The 20,872-nt window shown below is 75.4% G+C and carries 20 protein-coding genes and 1 pseudogene; 2 read left to right on the top strand and 19 right to left on the bottom strand.

The window, feature by feature from the left end; translation table 11 throughout:
• Positions 1 to 99: 99 nt before the first annotated feature.
• The 13 genes and pseudogenes from IE321_RS06900 to IE321_RS06840 all read right to left on the bottom strand — a co-directional run bounded on the left by IE321_RS06900 (position 100) and on the right by IE321_RS06840 (position 12,560).
• Entirely contained in the window at positions 100 to 1,104 is a 1,005-nt protein-coding gene (locus tag IE321_RS06900) for a glycoside hydrolase family 6 protein (protein ID WP_190222128.1), read from the bottom strand.
• A 235-nt stretch (positions 1,105 to 1,339) separates the two neighbouring features.
• Entirely contained in the window at positions 1,340 to 1,993 is a 654-nt protein-coding gene (locus IE321_RS06895) for a class F sortase (protein WP_190222137.1), read from the bottom strand.
• Positions 1,990 to 2,562 carry a hypothetical protein gene (locus IE321_RS06890; RefSeq protein ID WP_190222127.1) on the bottom strand — a complete coding sequence of 191 codons (573 nt, stop codon included), beginning with the start codon at positions 2,560 to 2,562 and terminating at the stop codon, positions 1,990 to 1,992. The genes IE321_RS06895 and IE321_RS06890 overlap by 4 nt, the downstream gene beginning before the upstream one ends.
• A 74-nt stretch (positions 2,563 to 2,636) precedes the next feature.
• Positions 2,637 to 3,416 carry an HAD-IIA family hydrolase gene (locus IE321_RS06885; RefSeq protein WP_043232168.1) on the bottom strand — a complete coding sequence of 260 codons (780 nt, stop codon included), beginning with the start codon at positions 3,414 to 3,416 and terminating at the stop codon, positions 2,637 to 2,639.
• A 246-nt stretch (positions 3,417 to 3,662) separates the two neighbouring features.
• Positions 3,663 to 4,718, bottom strand: a pseudogene (locus tag IE321_RS06880) (2-aminoethylphosphonate ABC transporter substrate-binding protein); the annotation flags it as partial.
• A 27-nt stretch (positions 4,719 to 4,745) separates the two neighbouring features.
• Positions 4,746 to 5,543, bottom strand: coding sequence for an ABC transporter permease (locus tag IE321_RS06875; protein ID WP_043232173.1), 798 nt, complete (start codon positions 5,541 to 5,543; stop codon positions 4,746 to 4,748).
• The gene (locus IE321_RS06870) at positions 5,530 to 6,399 is read right to left on the bottom strand and encodes a 2-aminoethylphosphonate ABC transporter permease subunit (protein ID WP_043232175.1); all 870 of its coding nucleotides are present in this window, start codon (positions 6,397 to 6,399) and stop codon (positions 5,530 to 5,532) included. Before IE321_RS06870 ends, IE321_RS06875 begins: the two co-directional genes overlap by 14 nt.
• Positions 6,392 to 7,444, bottom strand: coding sequence for an ABC transporter ATP-binding protein (locus tag IE321_RS06865; protein ID WP_043232177.1), 1,053 nt, complete (start codon positions 7,442 to 7,444; stop codon positions 6,392 to 6,394). Before IE321_RS06865 ends, IE321_RS06870 begins: the two co-directional genes overlap by 8 nt.
• A complete protein-coding gene (locus tag IE321_RS06860) occupies positions 7,441 to 8,109 on the bottom strand; it encodes a phosphonatase-like hydrolase (protein ID WP_190222136.1) in 669 nt (222 codons plus the stop codon). Before IE321_RS06860 ends, IE321_RS06865 begins: the two co-directional genes overlap by 4 nt.
• Before the next feature lie 14 nt (positions 8,110 to 8,123).
• Positions 8,124 to 9,245, bottom strand: a complete 1,122-nt coding sequence (locus tag IE321_RS06855) for a TIGR03364 family FAD-dependent oxidoreductase (RefSeq protein WP_043232180.1) — start codon at positions 9,243 to 9,245, stop codon at positions 8,124 to 8,126.
• 135 nt (positions 9,246 to 9,380) lie between these two features.
• On the bottom strand, positions 9,381 to 10,148 hold the full coding sequence (locus IE321_RS06850) for a GntR family transcriptional regulator (RefSeq protein WP_043232183.1): 768 nt from the start codon (positions 10,146 to 10,148) through the stop codon (positions 9,381 to 9,383).
• 282 nt (positions 10,149 to 10,430) lie between these two features.
• Positions 10,431 to 11,291 carry a hypothetical protein gene (locus tag IE321_RS42755; RefSeq protein ID WP_190222126.1) on the bottom strand — a complete coding sequence of 287 codons (861 nt, stop codon included), beginning with the start codon at positions 11,289 to 11,291 and terminating at the stop codon, positions 10,431 to 10,433.
• A 123-nt stretch (positions 11,292 to 11,414) separates the two neighbouring features.
• Positions 11,415 to 12,560 (bottom strand): ROK family transcriptional regulator, encoded by a 1,146-nt coding sequence (locus tag IE321_RS06840; RefSeq protein WP_190222125.1) that lies wholly within the window; start codon positions 12,558 to 12,560, stop codon positions 11,415 to 11,417.
• A gap of 65 nt (positions 12,561 to 12,625) precedes the next feature.
• Here IE321_RS06840 and IE321_RS06835 point away from each other — a divergent pair, with 65 nt between their 5' ends.
• Complete coding sequence (locus IE321_RS06835) at positions 12,626 to 13,735, top strand: Gfo/Idh/MocA family oxidoreductase (RefSeq protein ID WP_190222124.1); 1,110 nt, start codon at positions 12,626 to 12,628, stop codon at positions 13,733 to 13,735.
• Here the strand turns inward: IE321_RS06835 and IE321_RS06830 are convergent.
• The 5 genes from IE321_RS06830 to IE321_RS06810 form a co-directional block, all read right to left on the bottom strand.
• Positions 13,698 to 15,356 carry a choice-of-anchor A family protein gene (locus tag IE321_RS06830; RefSeq protein WP_190222123.1) on the bottom strand — a complete coding sequence of 553 codons (1,659 nt, stop codon included), beginning with the start codon at positions 15,354 to 15,356 and terminating at the stop codon, positions 13,698 to 13,700. The genes IE321_RS06835 and IE321_RS06830 overlap by 38 nt on opposite strands.
• A 271-nt stretch (positions 15,357 to 15,627) precedes the next feature.
• Positions 15,628 to 16,497 (bottom strand): fumarylacetoacetate hydrolase family protein, encoded by an 870-nt coding sequence (locus IE321_RS06825; protein WP_043228180.1) that lies wholly within the window; start codon positions 16,495 to 16,497, stop codon positions 15,628 to 15,630.
• 138 nt (positions 16,498 to 16,635) lie between these two features.
• Positions 16,636 to 17,361 carry a YidC/Oxa1 family membrane protein insertase gene (locus IE321_RS06820; RefSeq protein WP_190222122.1) on the bottom strand — a complete coding sequence of 242 codons (726 nt, stop codon included), beginning with the start codon at positions 17,359 to 17,361 and terminating at the stop codon, positions 16,636 to 16,638.
• 105 nt (positions 17,362 to 17,466) lie between these two features.
• Entirely contained in the window at positions 17,467 to 17,778 is a 312-nt protein-coding gene (locus IE321_RS06815) for a DUF6412 domain-containing protein (RefSeq protein ID WP_190222121.1), read from the bottom strand.
• Between the two features lie 187 nt (positions 17,779 to 17,965).
• Complete coding sequence (locus tag IE321_RS06810; RefSeq protein WP_190222120.1) at positions 17,966 to 18,499, bottom strand: winged helix-turn-helix transcriptional regulator; 534 nt, start codon at positions 18,497 to 18,499, stop codon at positions 17,966 to 17,968.
• Positions 18,500 to 18,725: 226 nt separating this feature from the next.
• On the opposite strand from IE321_RS06810, the gene IE321_RS06805 reads away from it, so the two are divergent.
• Entirely contained in the window at positions 18,726 to 20,132 is a 1,407-nt protein-coding gene (locus IE321_RS06805; protein WP_190222135.1) for an MFS transporter, read from the top strand.
• Here IE321_RS06805 and IE321_RS06800 read toward each other — a convergent pair.
• On the bottom strand, positions 20,104 to 20,868 hold the full coding sequence (locus tag IE321_RS06800) for a class E sortase (RefSeq protein ID WP_308076619.1): 765 nt from the start codon (positions 20,866 to 20,868) through the stop codon (positions 20,104 to 20,106). The genes IE321_RS06805 and IE321_RS06800 overlap by 29 nt on opposite strands.
• Positions 20,869 to 20,872: the final 4 nt, after the last annotated feature.

Below are 20,872 nucleotides of genomic sequence, written 5' to 3'. Positions count from 1 at the left end.
GACTCTTAATCAGCGGGTCCGGGGTTCGAGTCCCTGGCGGCGCACCGACAGAGAAGGCCCCTCACGCGAGTGAGGGGCCTTCTTGTCACCTCGGGTCAACTACCGTGCGTTGCGGGCCAGTTCCAGCGCGTAGGCGTCGAACCACTCCCCCGCCCGTGGACCGCCCCGGCACTCCCCGTCCGACTCGCCGGGCCGCTTGATCCACAGGTAGGCGCGGACCAGCGGATCGCCCGTCCGCAGCGTCGGCGGCTCGCCGAGCGCCCGGCCCGGCGGGTTGCACCAGTTCTCCGCCGGGTCGCCCTCGGTGTAGGGGCCGTTCCCGTTCCGGCTGGTGTCGACGACGAAGGGCTTGCCGCCGACCAGCGCGGAGAGCCTGCGGCCGTACGCCACGCTCTCCTCGGTCGTGCGGAAGTTCGAGACGTTCACGGCGAAGCCGTCCGCCGCCGCGACGCCGGCCTGCCGGAGCGGCTCCGCCAGGTTCTCCGGCGCGACCCAGCCCGCGTTCCCCGCGTCCAGGTGGACGGTGACCCCCGGCTGCCGCTTCAGACGCTCGACGGCGGCCTTGAGCAGGGCGTACCGCTCGCCGTGGTGCCGCTCGGCGGTGCAGCCGTCGACCACGTGCGTCACCGCGTCCGGCTCCAGGACCACCGTCGCCCGCCGCGTGCCGATCCCCCGGGCGACGGCGTCCACCCAGGCGCGGTACGCCGTCCCGTCCGCCGCGCCGCCGGCCGAGTGCAGGCCGCAGTCCCGGTTCGGGATGTCGTAGAGGACCAGCAGCGCGGGCCGCCCGGCCCTCGCCGCCGCCTCGGTGAGCGCCCGCGTCTCCGCCTCCGGCCGGTCGGGGCCGATCCACTCCGCGACCGGACGCGTCGAGATCCGGCTCAGCAGCGCCGCCTCGGCGGTCCGCCCCGCTGCGCGGTGGGCGGCGACCGCCCGGGCGGCCTTCCCCTCCGGGTTCACCCAGTAGGGGGCGGCGCCCGTCGCGGAGGGGCCGGGCGCGCCCGGTTCCGCACGGGCTCCCTGGCCGCCGGAGCGCACGGCGAGGGCGACGGCGGTGATCAGCAGGAGCGGGGCGGCGGGGGACACGGGCGGGCGTGCGGGCATGCGGGAGCCTCGGGCGCGTGCGGGGTGGCGGATGCGTGACCATCGTGACACGGCGGCGCTCTGGGCCGTGCGAGGCACGGCCTCTACAGTGTGCGGAACTCCCGCCTCCCGCGGCGGCGCCGGGCTCCTCCCGCGGCCCGTGAGCCCGCGGTCGAGGACCGGCCCGGCCGGCGGCCCGTGGGACGCGGGCCGCCGGCCGGGGCCAGGTCCTCCCCGGGGCGGTTCCCCGCCGGTGCTACTCCGCGCCCGTCAGGTACGCCGAGACGACCACGTTCGCCGTGTAGAGGCCGGCCTCGCGGTCGAAGGTGCCGCCGCAGGTGATGAGGCGGAGCTCGGAGCGGCCCGGGGCGTGGGGGCCGTAGACCTTCCGGGGGTCGAAGGCGTCCCGGGGGACGACGGTGACGTCGTCGACGGTGAAGACCGCCACCGAACCGTCCGTCCGGGTGACGCGGACGGTCTCGCCCGGGCGGGTGGCGCTCAGGCCGTAGAAGACGGCGGGGCGGGTCTCGGTGTCGACGTGGCCGACGAGCAGGGCGGGGCCCGCCGCGCCGGGCGTGGTGCCGGGGCCGTACCAGCCGACGGTGTGCGGCATCTCGTACGGCGGCGGGTCGACCGCCCCGGTGGCGTCGAGGCCCCGGGCGACGACGGGGGCGTCGATGCCGAGGGCGGGGATCTCGACCCGGCGGGGCCGGGCCGTGTCCGGTATCGGCGCGCGGGACGGCGGCAGGTCCACGCCCAGCGGGCGGCCGACCGCCGCGATGTCGCCGTGCGTGGGGGCCGAGCTGCCGCCGGGGCCCCGGGCCGCGTCGTGGCCCCAGAGCCAGAGCCCGAGGAGCAGGACCGCCCAGGCGACGCCGGTGACCGGGCGGCTCGACGCGGCCACGCCTATTCCGTGCGCCGGCGGCGGGAGCTGCGGAAGGCGACCGCGACGGCGGCCGCGCCGGCCATGCCGAGGCCGAGCAGGGTGTACGGGGTGCCGAGGCCGTCCTCGCTCGCCGTCTGGGCGACACCGGGCGCGGCGGGGGCCGCGAAGGCGGCGGTGCCGCCGCCGCCCGCGCGGACCGGGGCGACCGGGACCGGGCGGTGGGTCGGCCGCTCGTGGTGGCGGACGGTGAGCGTGCCGACGTCCGGGTGGTCGTGGCCGTCGCAGGTGACGGAGACCTTGTACGTGCCGTCCTCCAGGCCCGTCCTGACCGTGGCGCCGCCGAAGACGGCGTGGTCGCCGCCGTCCCGGCCGGTGAGTTCGGCGTCCGCGACGAACGCCGGGGACTTGGCGGCGCCGGTGGTGCCCTTGCACCCCTGGGCGCGGACGTCGACGTCGGCTCCGGGTGCGGCGGTGGACGGGGTGACGGTGACCTGGACGCCGTCGTGGGCGAAGGCGGTGGCCGCGGCGCCGGGGACGAGCACCAGAGCCAGTGCCGCCCCTGCGGCACGGAGAGCGAGGGGACCTGAACGCATTGTGACCTCCTGGTACTGGCAGGGTCACCCGGATCGGTGGTTCTCGCATCCGCAGGGGCGGGGCCCGGAAGGGCTCAGACGCGGTCGACGATGTCCGCGATCGACTTCACGATCTTGGAGGGGCGGAACGGGAAGCGGTCGATCTCGGCCTCGGTGGTGAGGCCGGTGAGGACGAGGAAGGTCTGCATGCCCGCCTCCAGGCCCGCGAGGATGTCGGTGTCCATCCGGTCGCCGATCATCGCGCTGGACTCGGAGTGGGCGCCGATCGCGTTGAGCCCGGTGCGCATCATCAGCGGGTTGGGCTTGCCGGCGAAGTACGGGTCCTTGCCGGTCGCCTTGGTGATGAGGGCGGCGACGGAGCCGGTGGCGGGCAGCGGGCCCTCCAGCGAGGGGCCGGTCTCGTCGGGGTTGGTGCAGATGAAGCGGGCGCCGTTGTTGATGAGGCGGACCGCCTTGGTCATCGCCTCGAAGGAGTACGTGCGGGTCTCGCCGAGGACCACGTAGTCGGGCTCGTGGTCGGTGAGGACGTAGCCGATGTCGTGGAGGGCGGTGGTGAGTCCGGCCTCGCCGATGACGTACGCGGTGCCGCCGGGGCGCTGGTCGTCGAGGAACTTGGCGGTGGCGAGCGCCGAGGTCCAGATGTTCTCCACCGGGACGTCGAGGCCCATGCGCCGCAGCCGGGCGTGCAGGTCGCGGGCGGTGTAGATGGAGTTGTTGGTGAGGACCAGGAACGGCTTGCCGGTGTCCCGCAGTTTCCTGATGAAGGCGTCCGCGCCGGGGATCGGGACGCCCTCGTGGATGAGGACGCCGTCCATGTCGGTGAGCCAGGATTCGATCGGCTTGCGCTCTGCCATGGGTGCGGGACTCCTGCCGTACGTGACGTGCGTGTGCTGGGGGCGACGCGACAGCGCTGTGGCGACGCCCCCAGCCTAGGTCAGGAAGGGGTCGAGGTGACCCCGTCGATCGTCCGTTACCCGTTGTCGGACCCGGTGGAGCGGAAGCGGAAGCCGGCGGTCGAGGCGCCGGCGGGGACCGCGACCGCCCGCGGCCGGGAGGGGACGTCGGCGGTGCGGCGCCTCATGGCGGCGCAGGCGCCGGCAGCTGCCGGTCGCGGACTTCCACGCGTCGACGTAGGAGGAGAGGTTGGCGTCGATGTCGGCCCAGTCCGGCTCGAAGACCTCGACGCCCTCCATCAGCTTGGCGAGGGCGAGGGCATTGGCGTCGGTGGGCTTGACGTCCTTGCGGGCGGGGAAGCCGCCGCCGACGGCGCTGACCTCGCGCTGGGCCCGCTCGGCGAGCATGAAGTCGAGGAGCTTCTTGCCGTTCTCGGTGTGCGGGGCCTTGTCGACGAGGCCGGCGGCGTAGGGCAGGGCGAAGGTGGTGGGCCTGCCGCCCTCCTTGGCCGGGAACCAGATGGCGAGGTTCGGCATGGACGCGGCCTGGGCGAAGTTCATCTGCACGTCGCCGTTGGCGACGAGGAGTTCGCCCTTGTCGACCTTGGGGGCGAGCTTGGAGGTGGAGGAGGACGGACCGACGTTGTTGGCCTGGAGCTTCTTCAGGTACTCCATGGCGGGCGCCTGGCCGCCGAAGTCGTGCAGGGCCTTGATGAGGACGGCGGTGCCGTCGCCGGCGACGCCGGGGGTGGAGTACTGGAGCTTGTCCTTGTACTTCGCGTCGAGCAGGGCCTCCCAGGTGCCGGGGGCCTCGGGCAGTTCCTTCTTGTTGTGGATGAAGCCGAAGTAGTTGTTGACGACGGAGGTCCAGGAGCCGTCGGCGGCCTTGTCGGCGCCGTCGACCTGGTCGGCGCCCTTCGGCGTGTACGTCTGCAGGAGCCCCTTGGAGCCGGCCTGCTGGATGAAGGGCGGCAGGGTGACGAGGACGTCGGCCTGGGTGTTGGACTTCTCGCGGAGGGCCCGCTGGACCATCTCGCCGGAGCCGCCCTCCACGTACTTCACCTTGATGCCGGTCTCCTTCTCGAAGTCGGCGAAGACCTTGTCGTACCAGCCGTCGCCCTTCTCGCCCTTGAGGCCGTCGGCGCTGTAGACGGTGACGACCTTCTCGTCGGAGGCGGCGGAGGAGCCGCCGCAGGCGGTGAGGGAGGCGGCGAGGGCGAGGGCACCGGTGACGGCGGCGACCGGCTTGGCGTACGTGCGCATGACGTCGTTCTCTCCTGGCTGTGAGGGTTAGCGGTAGGAAGCCTTGGTGCGGATGCGGGAGACGGCGAGCAGGACCAGCAGGGTGGCGGCCATGAGGACCACGGCCAGCGCCGATCCGATGAAGAGGGACCCGCGGTCGGTGGCGGTGAAGACCAGCACCGGCAGCGGCGTCCAGTCCGGCGGGTAGAGCATCATCGTGGCGCTCAGCTCCCCCATGGACAGGGCGAAGCAGAGCCCCGCGGCGGCGCTCAGGGAGGGCAGCAGCAGGGGCAGCCTGACCCGGAGCAGGACGTACGAGGGGCGGGCGCCGAGTCCGGCCGCCGCCTGCTCGTACATCGGGTCGAGGCGGCGGATCGCCGCCGAGACCGACTGGTGGGCGAAGGCCGTGACCAGGACCGTGTGGGCCAGGATCACGATCCAGCGGGTGCCGTTGAGGAGCAGCGGCGGCCGGGAGAAGGCCACCAGGACGGCGAGGCCGACCACCACCGACGGCACGGCGAGCGGCAGCACGAACAGCGCGTCCAGGATCCGGCGGCCCCGGCCGCGCAGCGCGGCGGCGGCGAGCGCGGCCCAGGTGCCGAGGGTGAGCGCGAGGAGGCTCGCGGCGACGGCGGTGACGAGGCTGGTCGTCAGGGCCTGGAGGGACTCGCCGCGGACGGCCGCCGCGTAGTGCTCCGTGGTCGGGCCGGAGGGGAAGGCGCCGGACCAGTGGGTGGAGAAGGAGGCGGCGACGATGACGAGGAGGGGCACCGCGAAGAGCGGCACGAAGAGGACGGCGAAGACCAGCCAGGACGCCCGGCGTCCGCTGCGGCTATGCACCAGCACGGCGGCTCACCACCCGGTAGACGGCGTAGAGGCCCACGGAGAGCGCGACGTTGACGACGGCGACGACGCAGGCGGCGGCGTAGTCGGATTCGAGGATGGCCTGGGAGTAGACGAGCATCGGGAGGGTCGTGACGCCCTTGGCGCCGGTGAAGAGGACGATCCCGAACTCGTTGAGGCACATGACGAGGACGAGGCTGCCGCCGGCCGCGAGCGCGGGCAGCACCTCGGGGAGGATCACCCGCCGCACGATCCGCGCGGGCCGGGCGCCGAGCGAGGACGCCACCTCCAGCTGGGCGGTGTCCAGCTGGGAGAAGGCGGCGAGCAGCGGCCGCATCACGAAGGGCGTGAAGTAGGTGATCTCGGCGAGGAGCACGCCCCACGGGGTGGTGAGGAAGTGGAAGGGTCCGTCCGAGACGGCGTCGGCGCCGGTGGCTCCCGTCCACAGCCCGTTGGCCATGCCGACCGTGCCGTACACGAAGAGCAGGGCGAGGGTGATGAGGAAGGAGGGGAAGGAGAGGAAGACGTCGATGAAGCGGGAGACCGCCTTCGCGCCGGGGAAGGGCACGAAGGCGACGATCAGCGCGAGGACGAAGCCGAGGACGAGGCAGCCGACGGTGGCGCCGACGGCGAGCCAGACGGTGGTGACCAGCGCGTCCCGGAAGGAGGCGGAGGCGAGGACCTCGGCGTACGCGCCGGGCGCGAGCGACTCCTGGACGACGAGCCCCAGCGGGTAGAGGAAGACCAGGCCGAGGACGGCGACGGGCGGCAGGGCCCAGACCCAGGCGGGGACGGTACGGCTCCGGTGCGGGCGGACCGCCGTGACGACGGGCGGCGCGGTGGCCTGGGCGCTAGCCATCGTTCACCCCCGCGGCGAGCAGGACCGCGTCCTCGGGCGCGAAGTGCAGGGTGACCTCCGAGCCGAGCGGCGGGGTGTCCCGCAGCTCGCGGACGTCGGCCTTCACGCGGTGCCCGTCGACGTCGACGTACAGCCGGTGGGTGGCGCCGCGCCACTGGACCTCGGCGATCCGGCCGCGCAGGGCGTTGGGGCCCTCGCCGAGGCCGATGAGGTGGGGCCGCACGCAGAGGGTGGCGGCGGCGCCGGGGGCGGCGTCGCCGACCGGGACCTTCAGGGCGGTGCCGGCGAGGTCGACGCCGTCGGGCCCGACCCGGACCGGCAGCAGGTTGGCGTTGCCGACGAAGGAGGCGGTGAAGGCGGTGCGGGGCCGCCGGTACAGCTCCTGCGGGGTGCCGCAGTCCTGGAGCCGGGCCCGGTCCATGACGGAGATCCGGTCGGCGAGGGTGAGCGCCTCGACCTGGTCGTGGGTGACGTACAGGATCGAGACGTCGGGGAGTTCGCGGTGCAGCCGGGCCAGCTCGGCGAGCATGCCGGAGCGGAGCTGGGCGTCGAGCGCGGAGAGCGGTTCGTCCAGGAGGAGGACGTCGGGGCGGATGGCGAGGGCGCGGGCGATGGCGACGCGCTGCTGCTGTCCGCCGGAGAGTTCGCGGGGGTGGCGCCTGGCGTACGCGCCCATCCCGGTCATCTCCAGGGCCTCGGCGACCCGGCCGGGGATCTCGGCCCTGGGGTGCTTGCGGGCCTTGAGCCCGAAGGCCACGTTCTCGTCGACGCGCAGGTGCGGGAAGAGGGCGTACTGCTGGACGACCATCCCGATGCCCCGCTTGTACGGCGGGAGGTCGGTGACGTCGCGGTCGCCGATGTGCACCCGGCCGGCGGAGGGCGTCACGAAGCCGGCGACGGTCCGCAGGGCGGTCGTCTTGCCGGAGCCGGAGGGCCCGAGGAGGGCCATCACCTCGCCGGGTTCGACGGTGAGGGTGAGCGCGTCGAGGACGGTGGTGTCCCCGTACCGGACGGTGACCCCGTCGAAGCGGATGCCGCTGGTCACGACTCGTACTCCCGTATCGCCGCCGGGAGTTCCGCGACGGAGGCGAGGACGTGGGTGGCGCCGTGCCGGGTGAGGGCGGGCCCGTCGTGGGCGCCGGTCAGCACGCCCGCCACGATCCCGGCGCCGGAGCGGGCGCCGGTGAGCATGTCGTACGAGGTGTCGCCGGCGACGACGGTCCGGCGGACGTCGTCGACGGCGCCGGTGCGGAGGAGGGCGGCGAGGACCATGTCCGGGTACGGGCGGCCGCGGCCGCCGGCGTCGGCCGGGCAGAGGGTGAGGTCGGCGAGGTCCCGCCAGCCGAGCGCGTCGAGGATGGCGTCCTGGGTGACGCGGGCGAAGCCGGTGGTCAGGACGACGGTGCGACCCTGCTCGCGGAGGGCGGCGACGGTCTCGGCGGCACCGGGGAGGGGCGCGATCAGGCCGTCGGAGACCAGCTCCCCGTACGCCTCCTCGAAGGCGAGGTTGGCCTGCCGGGCGCGGGCCTCGTCGCCGCCGAGGAGATGGCGGAAGACGGAGATCTTGGACTCGCCCATGGTGGCGCGGACGTGGTCGATCATCGTGGCCGGGTCCTCGCCGAGGCGCTCGGCGGCGGCCGTGAAGGCCCGCTCGACGAGTCCGTCGTCGGCGACGGTCGTCCCGGCCATGTCGAGGACGATCAGGTTCATCTCGGTCACGCTGCTCACCAGCCCAGTTCGTTCGCGGTCGTCTCGGCCACGGCGGGCGAGCAGGTCATGCCCCGGCCGCCGGGCCCGGTCACGAGCCAGACCCCGTCCCGCACCCGCTGGCGGTGGACCACCCGGGTGGTGTCCACGCACTGCGCGTACACCCCGGCCCAACGACGGCGGATCGCCGGCAGCGGGCGGCCGAGCAGGGACTCGACGACGCGGACGAGGTGCTCGTAGGGGTCCTCGACGGTGTCGAAGGCGAAGGGGTGCTCGTACTCGTGGGTGTCGCCGATGGTCAGTCCGCCGTCGAGGCGCTGCACCATCAGCAGCTGCATCCTGTGGGCGGCGGCGGTCGGGTCCTGCGCCTGGCCGGCGTTGAGCGCGTCGAGCGCCCCGGAGGCGTAGGCCGGGTAGTAGCGGAAGGAGTCGGCGTCGGCGACGGAGGTCGTCAGCGGCTCGCCGAGCGGGGCGGTCTGCATCATCTGGAGGCGGACGCGGCGGACGGGTATCGCGCCGGCGACCTCGCGGACCAGGCCGGAGAGCCAGGCGCCGGTGCACAGCACGACGGCGTCGCCGCTGTGGAGTTCGCCGTGGTCGTCCCGGACGGCGTGCTCGCCGACGACCTCGCGGACCTCGCGGTGCGGGAGGAAGGTGTAGCGGCCGGAGGCGAGGAGCGCCTCGCGGAGGGCGAGCTGTGCGGTGCGCGGCTCGACGGCGGCGTCCCGCTCGCACCAGAGGGCCGCGTCGAAGGCGCCGCGCAGGGCCGGGTTGACGGCCCGCGCCTCCTCGGGGGTGAGCAGCTTGTAGCCGCGGGCGGGGGCGTCCTCGCGGGCGACGGCCGCCTCGGCGACGGCCAGCTCCAGCGCGCCCCGGACGGGGGTGAGGGAGCCGATGGCCCGGAAGCCGAGGCCGGGGACGCGGGCGCCGATCCCCTCCCAGAGTTCGCGGGCGCGCAGGGCGGTGTCGAGTTCCTCGCCGCCCGCCCTGCCGCTGACCCAGATCTGGCCGAAGTTCCTCAGGGAGGCTCCGCGCGCCTCGGCCTCGCGCTCGATGTGTACGACCTCGTGGCCGCGTTCCACTGCCTGCCAGGCGTGCATGGTGCCCACCACGCCTGCTCCTACGACGATCACCTTCATGCCGTCCACGGTCGGGGCGGCGGGTGGCGCCGGACGGTCGGACGGGCGACGGGACGGTGAACGGCCCGACAAGCTTGGACTAGACCCGTTACCCTTCCGTGATATTGCGGAGCCCGATGGCTGGGGCGGGTCCCGTCAGTCCTGGCGGCCCAGGTGGGTGGTGAAGCTGAAGCGGTCGCCGCGGTAGAGGGTGCGGACGCGCTCCAGGGGCCGGCCGTCCTCGTCGCGCGAGAGGCGGTGCAGCAGCAGCATCGGCAGCGCCGGCGGGGTGCCGATGAGCAGGGCCTCGCGCGGGGTGGCGAGCACGGTCTCGATCCGCTCGTCGGCGTCGCCGAAGGAGATGCCGAGCCGGTCCCGGAGGTAGGCGTAGAAGGACGAGTCGGGATCGAAGTCGGAGTCGAGGCCCGGGACGCGCGCCTCGGCGACGTACGTGCTCTCCAGGCCGACCCGCTCGTCGTCGGCGAGCAGCACCCGCTCCATGTGCCAGACGGGCGCGCCTGGCGCCACGCCGACCTCGGGGGCGAGCGCGTCGGGGCAGGGGAAGCGGTCGAGGGAGACGACGCTGCGGCCCGGGCGGCGGCCCTGGCGGCGGACGCCCTCGGTGTAGCTGGCGAGCGAGAGCGGCTGCTCCAGCTTGGGCCCGGCGACGACCGTGCCGCGCCCCCGCCGGCGCAGCCTGCCCTCCAGGAGCAGCTCGCGCAGCGCCTGCCGGACGGTCTCCCGCGACACCTCGTAGCGGACGGCGAGGTCCCGCTCGGTGGGCAGCGCCCCGCCCTCCCCCAACTCGTCGACGAGCACGGCGAGTCGCGCCTTCACGGCGTAGTACTTCGGCACCCGGCCGTGCTCCGGCACACCGGAACGGACGGGGGCGCCGGGGGCGCTCGGGGTGTGGTCGTGGTTCATCCGGCGATCGTCGCAGACGGGGGTGAACGGGGAGGTGTACGTGGGGTGACCTGCGGGGGGGGACGGGGCGGGGGGCTTGCGGGGGCGAGGGGCTCGGGGGCGCGAGCACTCCGGAGTGCGGGGTCTCTGGAGGCGAGAGGTGCTCGGAGGCGTGGAGCGCTCCAGGGTGCGGGGCCGGGGCACTCCGGAGTGCGGGGCCCCGGAGGCGAGGGGTGCTCGGAGGCGCGAGGTGCTGGGAGACGCTTGGCGCTCCGGGGTGCGGGGCACCCCGGAGTGCTCGGGTCAGGGGCGGCGGAGGCGGCGGGCGGTGCGGGTGAGGAGGGCACCGGCCAGGGCGAGGGCCGCCGCCCAGGGGGCCAGGGGGGAGGCGTCCTCCCGTCCCGTCCGGGCGAGTTCGGGGCGGACCGGGTCGCCGGGGGTCCGGCCGGCGGGCGGCGGGGGCGTGGCCAGGGTCGGGTTCGAGGGCGAGGGCGAGGGCGAGGCGTCGGGTGCGGGGGTGGGCGCGGGGTCCCTCGGGTCGGCGGGCACGGGGGGCGTGGCCCGCGCGGTGGGGGCGGCGAGCTCGGGCGGGCCGATCGTGAGGCGGTAGTCGCCGGAGCGGCCGACCCAGTCGCCGTCGGCGCCCCGGCGCTGGACGAGCGCGGCGTTGACCACGACCTCCTCGGGGACGGCGTCCGCCCGGAAGGCCAGCCGGACGGGGACGGTGACGGTCCCCCGGGCGGGCACGGCGAAGCCGCCGAACCCGGTGAACGCGCCGACGCTCTCCGCCTCCTGGGTCGCCTCGAACTCGACCCGCCGCCAGCGCCCGCCGCCCTCGTCGTAGAACTCCAGCCGGATCTGCTCGGGCCGCAGCACCCGCTCCTCGTCGGTCAGGACGAGCACCGGATGCACCCCGGTGCAGGCGGTGCCGGTGGTGTTCCGCAGCTCCAGCTCCCAGGCCGCGAAGTCCCCTCCGGCGGGGTAGTCGGCCGGGCCGTCGTGGATCCGCGTGTCGAGCGGGAACCCGGTGTCGGAGACCAGGCCGCAGGCGGGCGCGGGCGCCGGGGCGGCGGAGGCGGGCGGGGAGAACAGGGTGCCGGCCAGCGTGACGGCCGCGGCGGCGAGGGCGCGGACGGCGCGCGGGGGCCGGGGAGCGGGTGTCATGTGCGGATGCCTTTGCTGCTCGCGGACGTACGGCTCGCCCGCGACGCTGCCACACCGCCCGGCCCGGAACGCCCGGCGACACCGCCCGGGCCGCGACCGGCCCGCCGGATCCGCCCGATCAGCCTATGGTCGGCTGGTCCGCTCTTCCGACGAACCCCTCGGCGGGGCCAGGCCGAAGAACGGGGCCAGGACCAGCTGGGCGGCCCCGAGGGCCACGGCGTCCGGAACGTCCGTCACCTCGACCGGGGTCGGCAGGCGGAGGCCGGCCAGCACGGCGGAGACGCCGTCCGCGAAGACCCCGGGCGCCCCCCGCACCACCCGGCCGCCGAGCACCACCCGGTCGATGTCGAGCAGCCGGACCAGATTGGCCGCGCCGGTGCCGAGGATCCGCGCGGCCTCGGCGAGCTCCCCGCGCGCCACCGCCGCCAGGCACAGCACCTCCAGGCAGCCGCGCGCCCCGCAGCCGCACGGGGGCCCGTCGAGCTGGACCGTCTGGTGGCCCAGCTCGCCCGCCCCGGTCCGCTCGCCCCGCAGCGGGGCGCCGCCGACGACGAGACCGGCGCCGAGCCCCGTACCGAGGTGGACGTAGGCGAAGGAGCGGGGCGCGCCGGGCCGGACGGCGAGTCCGAGGGCGGCGGCGTTGGTGTCCTTGTCCAGCGCGACCGGCAGCCCGAGCCGCCCCTCCAGCACCTCCCGCACCGCGCACCCCTCCCACACCGGCGCCCCCGTCACCCGCCCCGGCACCCCGGCCCGGTGGTCCAGCGGCCCGGGCATGGCGACCCCGACACCGAGGACGGGGGGCAGGCGGCCCGGCTCCCCGCCGGGCCCCGCGGTTCCGGGAGCCGCCTCGGCCAGCAGGGCGCGCACCCCTTCCGCCACGGCCGTCAGGACCGGGTCCGGGCCGTCGGCCAGGGCCAGGGGGCGGCGGCGGACGGCGAGCGGGGTGCCGGTGAGGTCCGTGAGGGCGAGGGTGAGCGCGTCGCGGTCGAGGTGGACGCCGACGGCGGAGGCGGCGGTGGGGACCAGGCGGAGCACCGTACGGGGCTTGCCTCCGGTCGAGGCGCGGCGGCCCGCCTCCGCGGCCAGGCCCTCGGTGCGCAGGCGGGCGGTGATCTTGCTGACGGCCTGGGGGGTGAGGCCGGTGCGCCCGGCCAGTTCGAGCCGGCTGATGCCCGCCTCCCCCGCCGTGCGCAGCAGGTCGAGCACGAGCGCGGCGTTGTGGCCGCGCAGCGCCGACAGGTTCGCGCCGCCGCCGGGGTCTCTCGTCATCACCGTCACCGACCCATTCTCTCCCCTGTTTGCACTTCGGCAACAGCGTTGCTTAAGTGGGATTCATGACGACCACCCCCCTCCCCCTCCGCGTCGGCCTCGTCGGCTACGGCCTCGCGGGCTCCGTCTTCCACGCCCCGCTGATCGCCGCCACCCCCGGCCTGACGCTCGACGCCGTCACCACCGGCAATCCCGAACGCGCCGCCGAGGCGCGGGCCGCCCACCCGGGCGTCCGGGTGCTCGCCCGGCCGGAGGAGCTCTGGGCCGACGGGGCCCCGGAGCTGGACCTCGTCGTCGTGGCCTCCCCGAACAAGACCCACGTCCCGATCGCCGAGGCCGCGCTCGAAGCCGGGCTGCCGGTCGTCGTGGACAAGCCGCTCGCCGCCACCGCCGCGGAGGCGCGCGGCCTCGCGGCGCTCGCCGAGGAGCGCGGGCTGCTGCTGTCCGTCTTCCAGAACCGGCGCTGGGACAGCGACTTCCTCACCCTGCGCCGCCTCCTGGACGAGGGCGAGCTGGGTCAGGTCCAGCGCTTCGAGTCCCGCTTCGAGCGGTGGCGACCGCGGCTGAAGGGCGGCTGGCGCGAGTCCGGTGCCCCGGAGGAGATCGGCGGCCTGCTGTACGACCTCGGCAGCCACGTCGTCGACCAGGCCCTGGTCCTCTTCGGCCCGGCCGTCTCCGTCTACGCCGAGGCGGACGTGCGCCGCCCGGACGCGGAGGCCGACGACGACACCTTCATCGCGCTCACGCACGCGAACGGCGTCCGCTCCCACCTGTACATGTCCGCCACCACCGCCCAGCTGGGCCCCCGCTTCCGGGTGCTCGGGCAGCGCGCCGGCTTCGTGACGTACGGCCTCGACCCGCAGGAGGCGGCGCTGCGCGAGGGACTGCGACCCGGCCCCGACGCGGTCTGGGGCGCGGAGCCCGAGCCGCTGTGGGGCCGGATCGGCTCCGGGGAGTCCCCGCTGACCGGCGGCGGGACGCCGGTCGAGTCGGTGCCGGGGGACTACCCGGCGTACTACGCGGCCGTCGCCGCCGCCGTGCGCGGCACCGGGCCGAACCCGGTCACCGCGCTGGAGGCGGCATCCGCCCTGGACGTCCTGGAGGCGGCCCGGCGGTCGGCCCGCGAGGGCGTCACGGTCAGGCTGCCCCGTCCCGCCGACGGCGCCGGCGGCTGACGGCGACGAGGAGGCCGCCGCCGAGGGCGAGGCCGGCCGCCGTCACGCCCATGACGACCTTCCCGGTGCCGGCGCCGGTCTCGGGAAGCTGGCCGCCGCCGTCGGGGCCGTGGTGGCCACCGGTGTCGTCGCCGTAGCCGCCGGTGTCCCCACCCGTGTCCCCACCCGTGCTGCCACCGGTGTCGTCGCCGTAACCGCCGTCCGAACCGCCGCCGTCGGAGCCTCCGCCGTCCGTCGCGCCCCCGTCCGTCGCGCCGCCGTCCGTCATGCCGCCGTCCGTCGCTCCGCCGTCCGCGGAGTCGGTCGGGCTGGGGGTGGGCTCGGTCGGGGTCGGCGTGGTGTCGGTCGGGGTCGGCTCCGTGGGCGTGGGCGTGGTGTCGGTCGGGGTCGGCTCCGTGGGCGTGGGCGTGGTGTCGGTCGGGGTCGGCTCGGTCGGCGTGGGCGTGGTGTCCGTCGGGGTGGGCGTCGGCTCGGTCGGCGTCGGGGTGGTGTCCGTCGGGGTCGGCGTGGTCGGCGTCGGCGTGGTGGGCGTCGGGTCCTCGTCGCAGGACGGCAGGTCGCCGTTGAAGGGGTAGTTGTGGATCTCCTGGCCGCCGCCCCCGCCCGGCTCGGACGCGTGGGTGAGGTTGCCGGTGGTGAAGAAGCGGCCGTTCATGCCCGGCATGGTGATCGTGGCGGTGCTGGCCTGCTCGCCGATGAGGACGCTGCCCGCGAACTGCGCGGTGCCCTCGAACTTCACCCGGGTCGCGTCGGGGAAGTTCCACAGCAGCCGGTCGCGGAGCCCCGGCAGGCCGGCGATGTAGCTGTCGATGGTCCGGTCGTCGCCGAGGACGTTGACGAGGACGGTCGCGTTCGCGGGGATGTTCGCGAAGGAGATGCCCTGCTGCCCACCGGACGGCGACTCCAGGTCGAAGTCGACGTTGAAGACCTGGAGCGCGGAGGTGCCGTCGCCGGTGAAGACCGTCTCGGAGCCGTTGTTGACGGCCGTACCCGTCGGGGTGCGGGGCGTGGAGTCGCCGGCCTTCGGGTACGCGTAGCAACGGCTGGCGGCGGTCAGTTCGTCGCGCAGCGCGGTGTACGGGGCGACGGCGGCGGCGTCCTTGACGGGATCCGGGATCACCGTGCCGGTGACGGTGCCCGCGTACACCGTCTTGCCGGTGACCGTGCCCTCCTCGGTGAGGAGCCGCTGACCGGCGGCGACGGTGACGTTCCCGCCGACGCTGAGGAAGGCGGTGTCGTTGTCGGGCACGACCCTCGAACCGACGCCCGCGACGCCGACGTTGTAGACCTGTGAGACGCCCTCGCGCTTGGCCTGGTCGAAGCCGCCGAGGACGACGACCTTGCCCTCGGCCTCGGCGGCGGCCTCGCGGACGAGGAAGTCGCCGCCGACGAAGATGTTGACGGCGTTGTCGCGCCACTGGACCGGATCGTTGTTGATGTCGGGGTACGTGGGCGGGCACTTGCCCGGCTTGCAGGGACCGAGCCCGCCGGGCAGCGGGTCGGCGGCGCCGGTGACGGCGAGACCGCCGACGAGGGCGCCGGCGGCGAGGACGGCCGTCGCGGCGGAGAGGGCGAGACGCGCCCTGCGGTCGGGGGCTCGTTCGGGCTTCACAGGATCCATATGCCGCAATATGCAGAAAAAGGGACGAAAATGGCGGTACCCCACGCGGGGTACCGCCAGAATCGGACACGAGCCGTCACGCCCGCGTCGGCGCGCCCGCCGTTCCGCCCGCGCCGTCACAGCGCCGTCGACCGCGCGCCGTCACACCCGCGTCGGCTCACACGCCGTCGTCACACCGCGCCCGCGTCGGGCGCGCCCGGGGGGTGCGCCGGACGCTCCGGTGGGCGGGTCGGGCGCTCCGGTGGAGACGTCGGGCGCTCCGGTGGGCGCCTCAGGCGCTCTTCAGCTCCTGCCGCTGGCGTCCCAGGCCCTCGATCTCCAGCTCGACGACGTCGCCGGGGCGGAGGTAGGGCTTGGGCTCCGGCTGCCCCATGGCGACGCCGGCGGGCGTGCCGGTGTTGATGACGTCGCCCGGGTAGAGCGTCATGAACCGGCTCACGTACCGGACGACCTCGGCGACCGGGAAGATCTGGTCGGAGGTGCTGCCCTCCTGCTTCAGCTCGCCGTTGACCCACAGCCGCAGGGTGAGGTCCTGCGGGTCGGGCACCTCGTCGGCGGTGACCAGCCAGGGGCCGAGCGGGTTGAAGGTCTCGCAGTTCTTGCCCTTGTCCCAGGTGCCACCGCGCTCGATCTGGAACTCGCGCTCGGAGACGTCGTGCGCGAGGGCGTACCCGGCGACGTGCGCCAGGGCCTCCTCGTCGGTCTCCAGGTAGCGGGCGGTCCGGCCGATGACGATCGCCAGCTCGACCTCCCAGTCCGTCTTCACCGAGCCGCGCGGCACGAGCACGGTGTCGTCGGGGCCGACGACGGTGTCGGCGGCCTTGAGGAAGACGACCGGCTCGGCCGGGGTGGCCTGTCCGGTCTCGGCGGCGTGGCCGTGGTAGTTCAGCCCGATGCACACGACCTTGCCGATCCGGCCGACCGGCGGGCCGATCCGCAGCCCGGTGGCGTCGCCGGCCTCGCCGTACGCGGGCAGCACGCCGGCCTCGGCGGCGGCCCGGATCCGGTCGAGCGTGGCGGTGTCGGAGAGCAGACTGCCGTCGACGTCGTCGGTGAAGGAGGACAGGTCACGGAGGGTGCCGTCCCCGTCGAGGAGGGCGGGACGCTCGGCGCCCGGCGGGCCGACTCGCAGCAGCTTCATGGTCTTCTCCCTGTGGTCGAGGTGGGCCCGGGGGGAGGCCCTTCGGTGCCCCGGCCGATGGAGTGCGGCCATCGGAGGATCGTCCGATCCTCCAAGACTCCCGTTCAGCCCGCAAGACCCCGTTCAGCCTGCGGACCCTTACGCGCGAGTAGGAACGGGCGGAGACGGCGGCCGCCGCATGAGCAGCGCCCGCTCGACGACGGACCAGGCGGTGCTGGTGACCAGGTAGAGCCCGACGGCGAGCGGCACGAAGGCGACGGTCACGACGGTCCCGAAGGAGAGCAGCGGCAGCACCCGGGCCAACCCCGCGGGCCCGCCGTCCGGCCCCGGCACCGTCTCCCGGCGGGCGCGGAGGTACTGGTACGCCGCCACGACGAGGGCCACCGCGAGGACGGCGAGGTGGACGAGGCCGGCCGGACCGAACGGGCCTCCGTCGCCGAGGGCCTCGGTCCAGCGGCCGTCGAGGGGCGCGGCGAGCAGCGCGTGGCCGCCCATCCGGTCGCCGGAGGAGAAGAGCGCGTACAGGAGGAGGAACGCGGGCGCCTGGAGCAGGCCCGGCAGCAGCCCCGCGAACGGCGAGACCTTCTCCTCCGCGTGCAGCTCCAGGACCGCCCGCCGGAGGCGCTCCGGCCGGTTCGCGTACGTCTCGCGGAGCGCGGCGACCCGGGGCGCGAGCCGCACCCGGGCCTGCTGCCCGCGCACGGCGGCGCGGGAGAGCGGATGGACGGCGAGCCGGACGAGGACGGTGAAGGCGATGACGGCCACGGCCGTCGAGGCGCCGCCGAGGGCGGGCTGGAGGAGTGCGGCGAGCCGGTCGACGAGCGCGGAGAAGGCGTCGAGGAGCGGGGACGGGAAGACGGACAAGGGAACCCTCCGGGGTTCGTCGTGCCGGGGATGACGGATCTCGGCATGACGGACCGCGCGAAGGCGTCTCGCGGTGGGTGGGGCGGTGAGGGGGTGCGGGTACGCCTACGCGGCCGTCGGGAGGGAACGCCCCGGCGCCCTGGGCCGGCGGCGGCCGGCGGCGTCGGGGTCGCGCTGCGGGAGGAAGGCCGTGCGCCGGACCCGGTCGCGCAGCGCGGTGCGGACGAGGCACGGCGCCGCGGCCGGAGCCGTACGGGCGCCGACGAGGGCGCAGAGTCCGGCGGAGACGGCGAGGACGACGGCCGCGCCGACCGAGTCGTACGGACCCGCCGGGCCCGAGAGCGCCACCGCGAGGGTGAGCAGCGCGGAGAGGAGGACGAGGGGCGCGCATCGCCGCAGGACCAGACTCCCGCTCACCGCGCCCCCCGTTCCCCGTACTTCACTGTCCGCCAGGTAGGACGAACGGCTGTACGGAGGAGTTCCCGGCGTTCCGGGAAGCCGCCGGGTCCGGCGGTAAGAGCGGTCGGCAGGGCGTTTCAGGCAGCCGCCGGGTCCGGCGGCGTACGCAGCCGGGCCCGGCGCCGCGAGTGGTCGGCGGGGCGTTTCAGGAAGTCGCCGCCGGGTCCAGCGGCGTGAGCAGTCGGCGGGGCGCGAGGAGCGCGCGGCCGACGGGGTCGGCGGGGTCGGGGTCGAGCCCGGCGCCGGGCCGCATCTCGACGTCGGCGGGGTCGACGGGGACGCGGCAGACCGGGCAGATGCCGCGCGGGTCCAGTTCGGTGCCGCAGTCGGCGTGGTGGAAGTGGCGCATGGGCAGTGAGCCGGGGACCTCCGCCCTGCCCCAGGCCCCGAGGGCCCACAGGACGGGCCAGAGGGCGAGACCGCGCCCGGTGAGGACGTACTCGTCGCGCGGCGGCGACTCCTGGTAGCGGCGCCGGTCGAGCACGCCGGCGTCGACGAGGGCCTGGAGGCGGGCGGCGAGGACGGCGCGGGGGACGCCGAGGTGGGCGAGGAAGTCGCTGTAGCGGCGGACGCCGTAGAAGGCGTCGCGCACGAGGAGCAGGGTCCAGCGCTCGCCCACGATCTCCAGGGCGCGGGCGATGGAGCACTGCTGCTGGGCGTAGTCCTTGCCGAGGGCCATGCGGCCAGCCTACCGAAAGGGGGTTCATTCACCGAACCGATGAGGCTAAGGTGACACCGGACCCAGGTTCAGTCATCGAACCGACCGACGACCGGGCGGAGGCCCCGTGCGCACAGCCCACTCCCACGCTCCGGACACCCCCGCCCCCGACACCCCCGACACCCCCGCCCCGCGGCGCCCCGCCGCCACCCTCGCCGTCACGGCCGCCGCCACCACCCTCGCCCTCATGAACTACACGGCGCCGATGCTGACGCTCCCGGCGACGGCCGAGGCGTTCGGGACCCCGTCCTCGGCCCAGGCGTGGCTCCTCAACGGCACCCCGCTCGGCCTCGCCGCCCTGCTCCTCGTCGCGGGCGCGCTGGCCGACGCGCACGGCCGCCGCCGGGTCTTCCTCCTCGGCACGCTCGCCCTGGGCGTGACCACGGCGCTCGGCGCCTTCGCCGGCACGACGGCGCTCTTCACCGCCGCCCGGATCGCGCAGGGCGCGGCGAGCGCGGCGATCCTGGCGGGCAGCCTGGGCCTGCTCGCCGACGCGTACCCCTCGGGCCGCGACCGGATCCGGGCCACCGGCGTCTGGGGCGCGTCCGTGAGCGCCGGCATCGCCCTGGGCCCCCTGCTCGCGGCGGTCCTCAGCCTCGCGGACTGGCGGCTCGCGTACCTCGCCCTGGGCGCGGCGACCCTGGCGACGGCGGTGACGGGGGCCCGGACGCTGACGCCGCCGCGGACGGGGGACGGGGGCGGCCCGGCTTCTACGCCGACGGGGAACGGGGGCGATCCGGCACCGTCACCGGGACGGACCGCGGGCACCCCGGCACCGTCACCGGAACGGACCGCGGGCACCCCGGCACCTTCACCGGCAGGGCGCGCGGGCGGCGGCGGGAGGCCGGACCTGGCGGGGGCGACGACCCTGGCGCTGGCGCTGGGGGCGCTGCTCACGGCCCTGACGCTGGGCCGGGACGGGTGGCTGCGTCCGGCGGTCGGCGTGCTGCTCCTGGCGTCCGCGGTGCTGCTGGCGCTGTTCGTGGCCGTGGAGCGCCGGCGGAAGGACCCCATGATCGACCTGGGCCTGCTGCGGCGGCCGGCGTTCCGGGCGTCGACGGTGGGGGCGCTGTTCACGGGCCTGGCGGTGATCGGCCTGTTCAGCGTGCTGCCCTCGCTGCTCATGCGCGGGCAGGGGGTTGCCCCCCTGGCGGCGGCCGGCCTCTTCGTCCTGTGGTCCGGCACCTCGTTCGTGGTGGCGCTGCAGGCCCGCCGGCTCGCGGGCCGGATCTCGGCCCCGTACCAACTGGCCCTCGGCTTCGTCCTCTCGGCGGCGGGCGTCCTGCCCCTCCTCGGGACCGTGGACGCCCCCGCCGTGCCCTGGCCGCGCCTGATGGCCGGCCTGGTGGTGGCGGGCGCGGGCAGCGGCCTGCTGAACGCGGCGCTGCCCCGCCTCGCCGTCGACTCCGTGCCGCCGGAGCGCGCGGCGATGGGCTCGGGCGCGAACAACACGGCCCGCTACATCGGCTCGGCGGCGGGCGTGGCCCTGATGCTCGCCCTGTCGGCGACGGACCCGGACACCGCGTTCGCCGCCTCCGCCGCCCTGGCGCTGGCCGGCGCCGCCCTCACCGTCGCAGGGTCGCCCAGACGATGAGCCGGTAGCGGGAGGTGAACTCGGGCGTGCAGGTGGTGAGGGTGAGGTAGGACCCGGCCCTGGAGTACCCGTACGAGGGCTTGACGATCGACCGCGGCACGGGCTGGATGACGCCGGTGTCGCGCGGCGAGGTCACCGGCAGGATCTGGTCGACCCGGTAGGTGAACGTCCCCTCGCGCGTCCGCAGCGTGATCTCGTCCCCCTTCCGCAGCCGGTTGACGTACCGGAACGGCTCGCCGTGCGTGTTCCGGTGCCCGGCGAGCGCCACGTTCCCGACCCGCCCGGGCGCGGCGGTGCCGGGATAGTGGCCCACGTACCCCTTGTCGAGCACCTTGCTCTTCGAGATCCCCTGGGCGACCGGCACCGTCAGCCCGATCCGCGGGATCCGCAGCACGGCGAACGTCTCGCCGGAGGGCGTGCGCGCGGGCGCGGGGGACGGCTTCGCCCCGCCGGAGGACGGACGGGCGGGCGGCGAGGCCGAGGACCCGGCGGCGGGCGCCGAGGGCGGGGCCGAGGGAACCGTCCCCACCCCGTCCCCGGAGGAACCCGAGGATCCGGAGGACCCGGAGGAGCCCCCTGCCCCGGGAGGAGAGATGTCCCACTCCCGCTCCAGCACGGCCACCCGCTCGCCCGCCTCGGCCCGCGCCTGCTGGTTGGTCCACCACAACTGGTGCACCACGAGCAACAGGATCAGAACACCGCAGGTGACGACCGTCTCGGCCGCAAACCAGAGCACACGG

It is taken from the genome of Streptomyces hydrogenans (assembly GCF_014656075.1).
In the GTDB taxonomy this organism is placed as follows: domain Bacteria; phylum Actinomycetota; class Actinomycetes; order Streptomycetales; family Streptomycetaceae; genus Streptomyces; species Streptomyces hydrogenans.
Note: the sequence above shows the minus strand (reverse complement) of the source record. Positions and strands in the feature narration are given on the sequence as shown.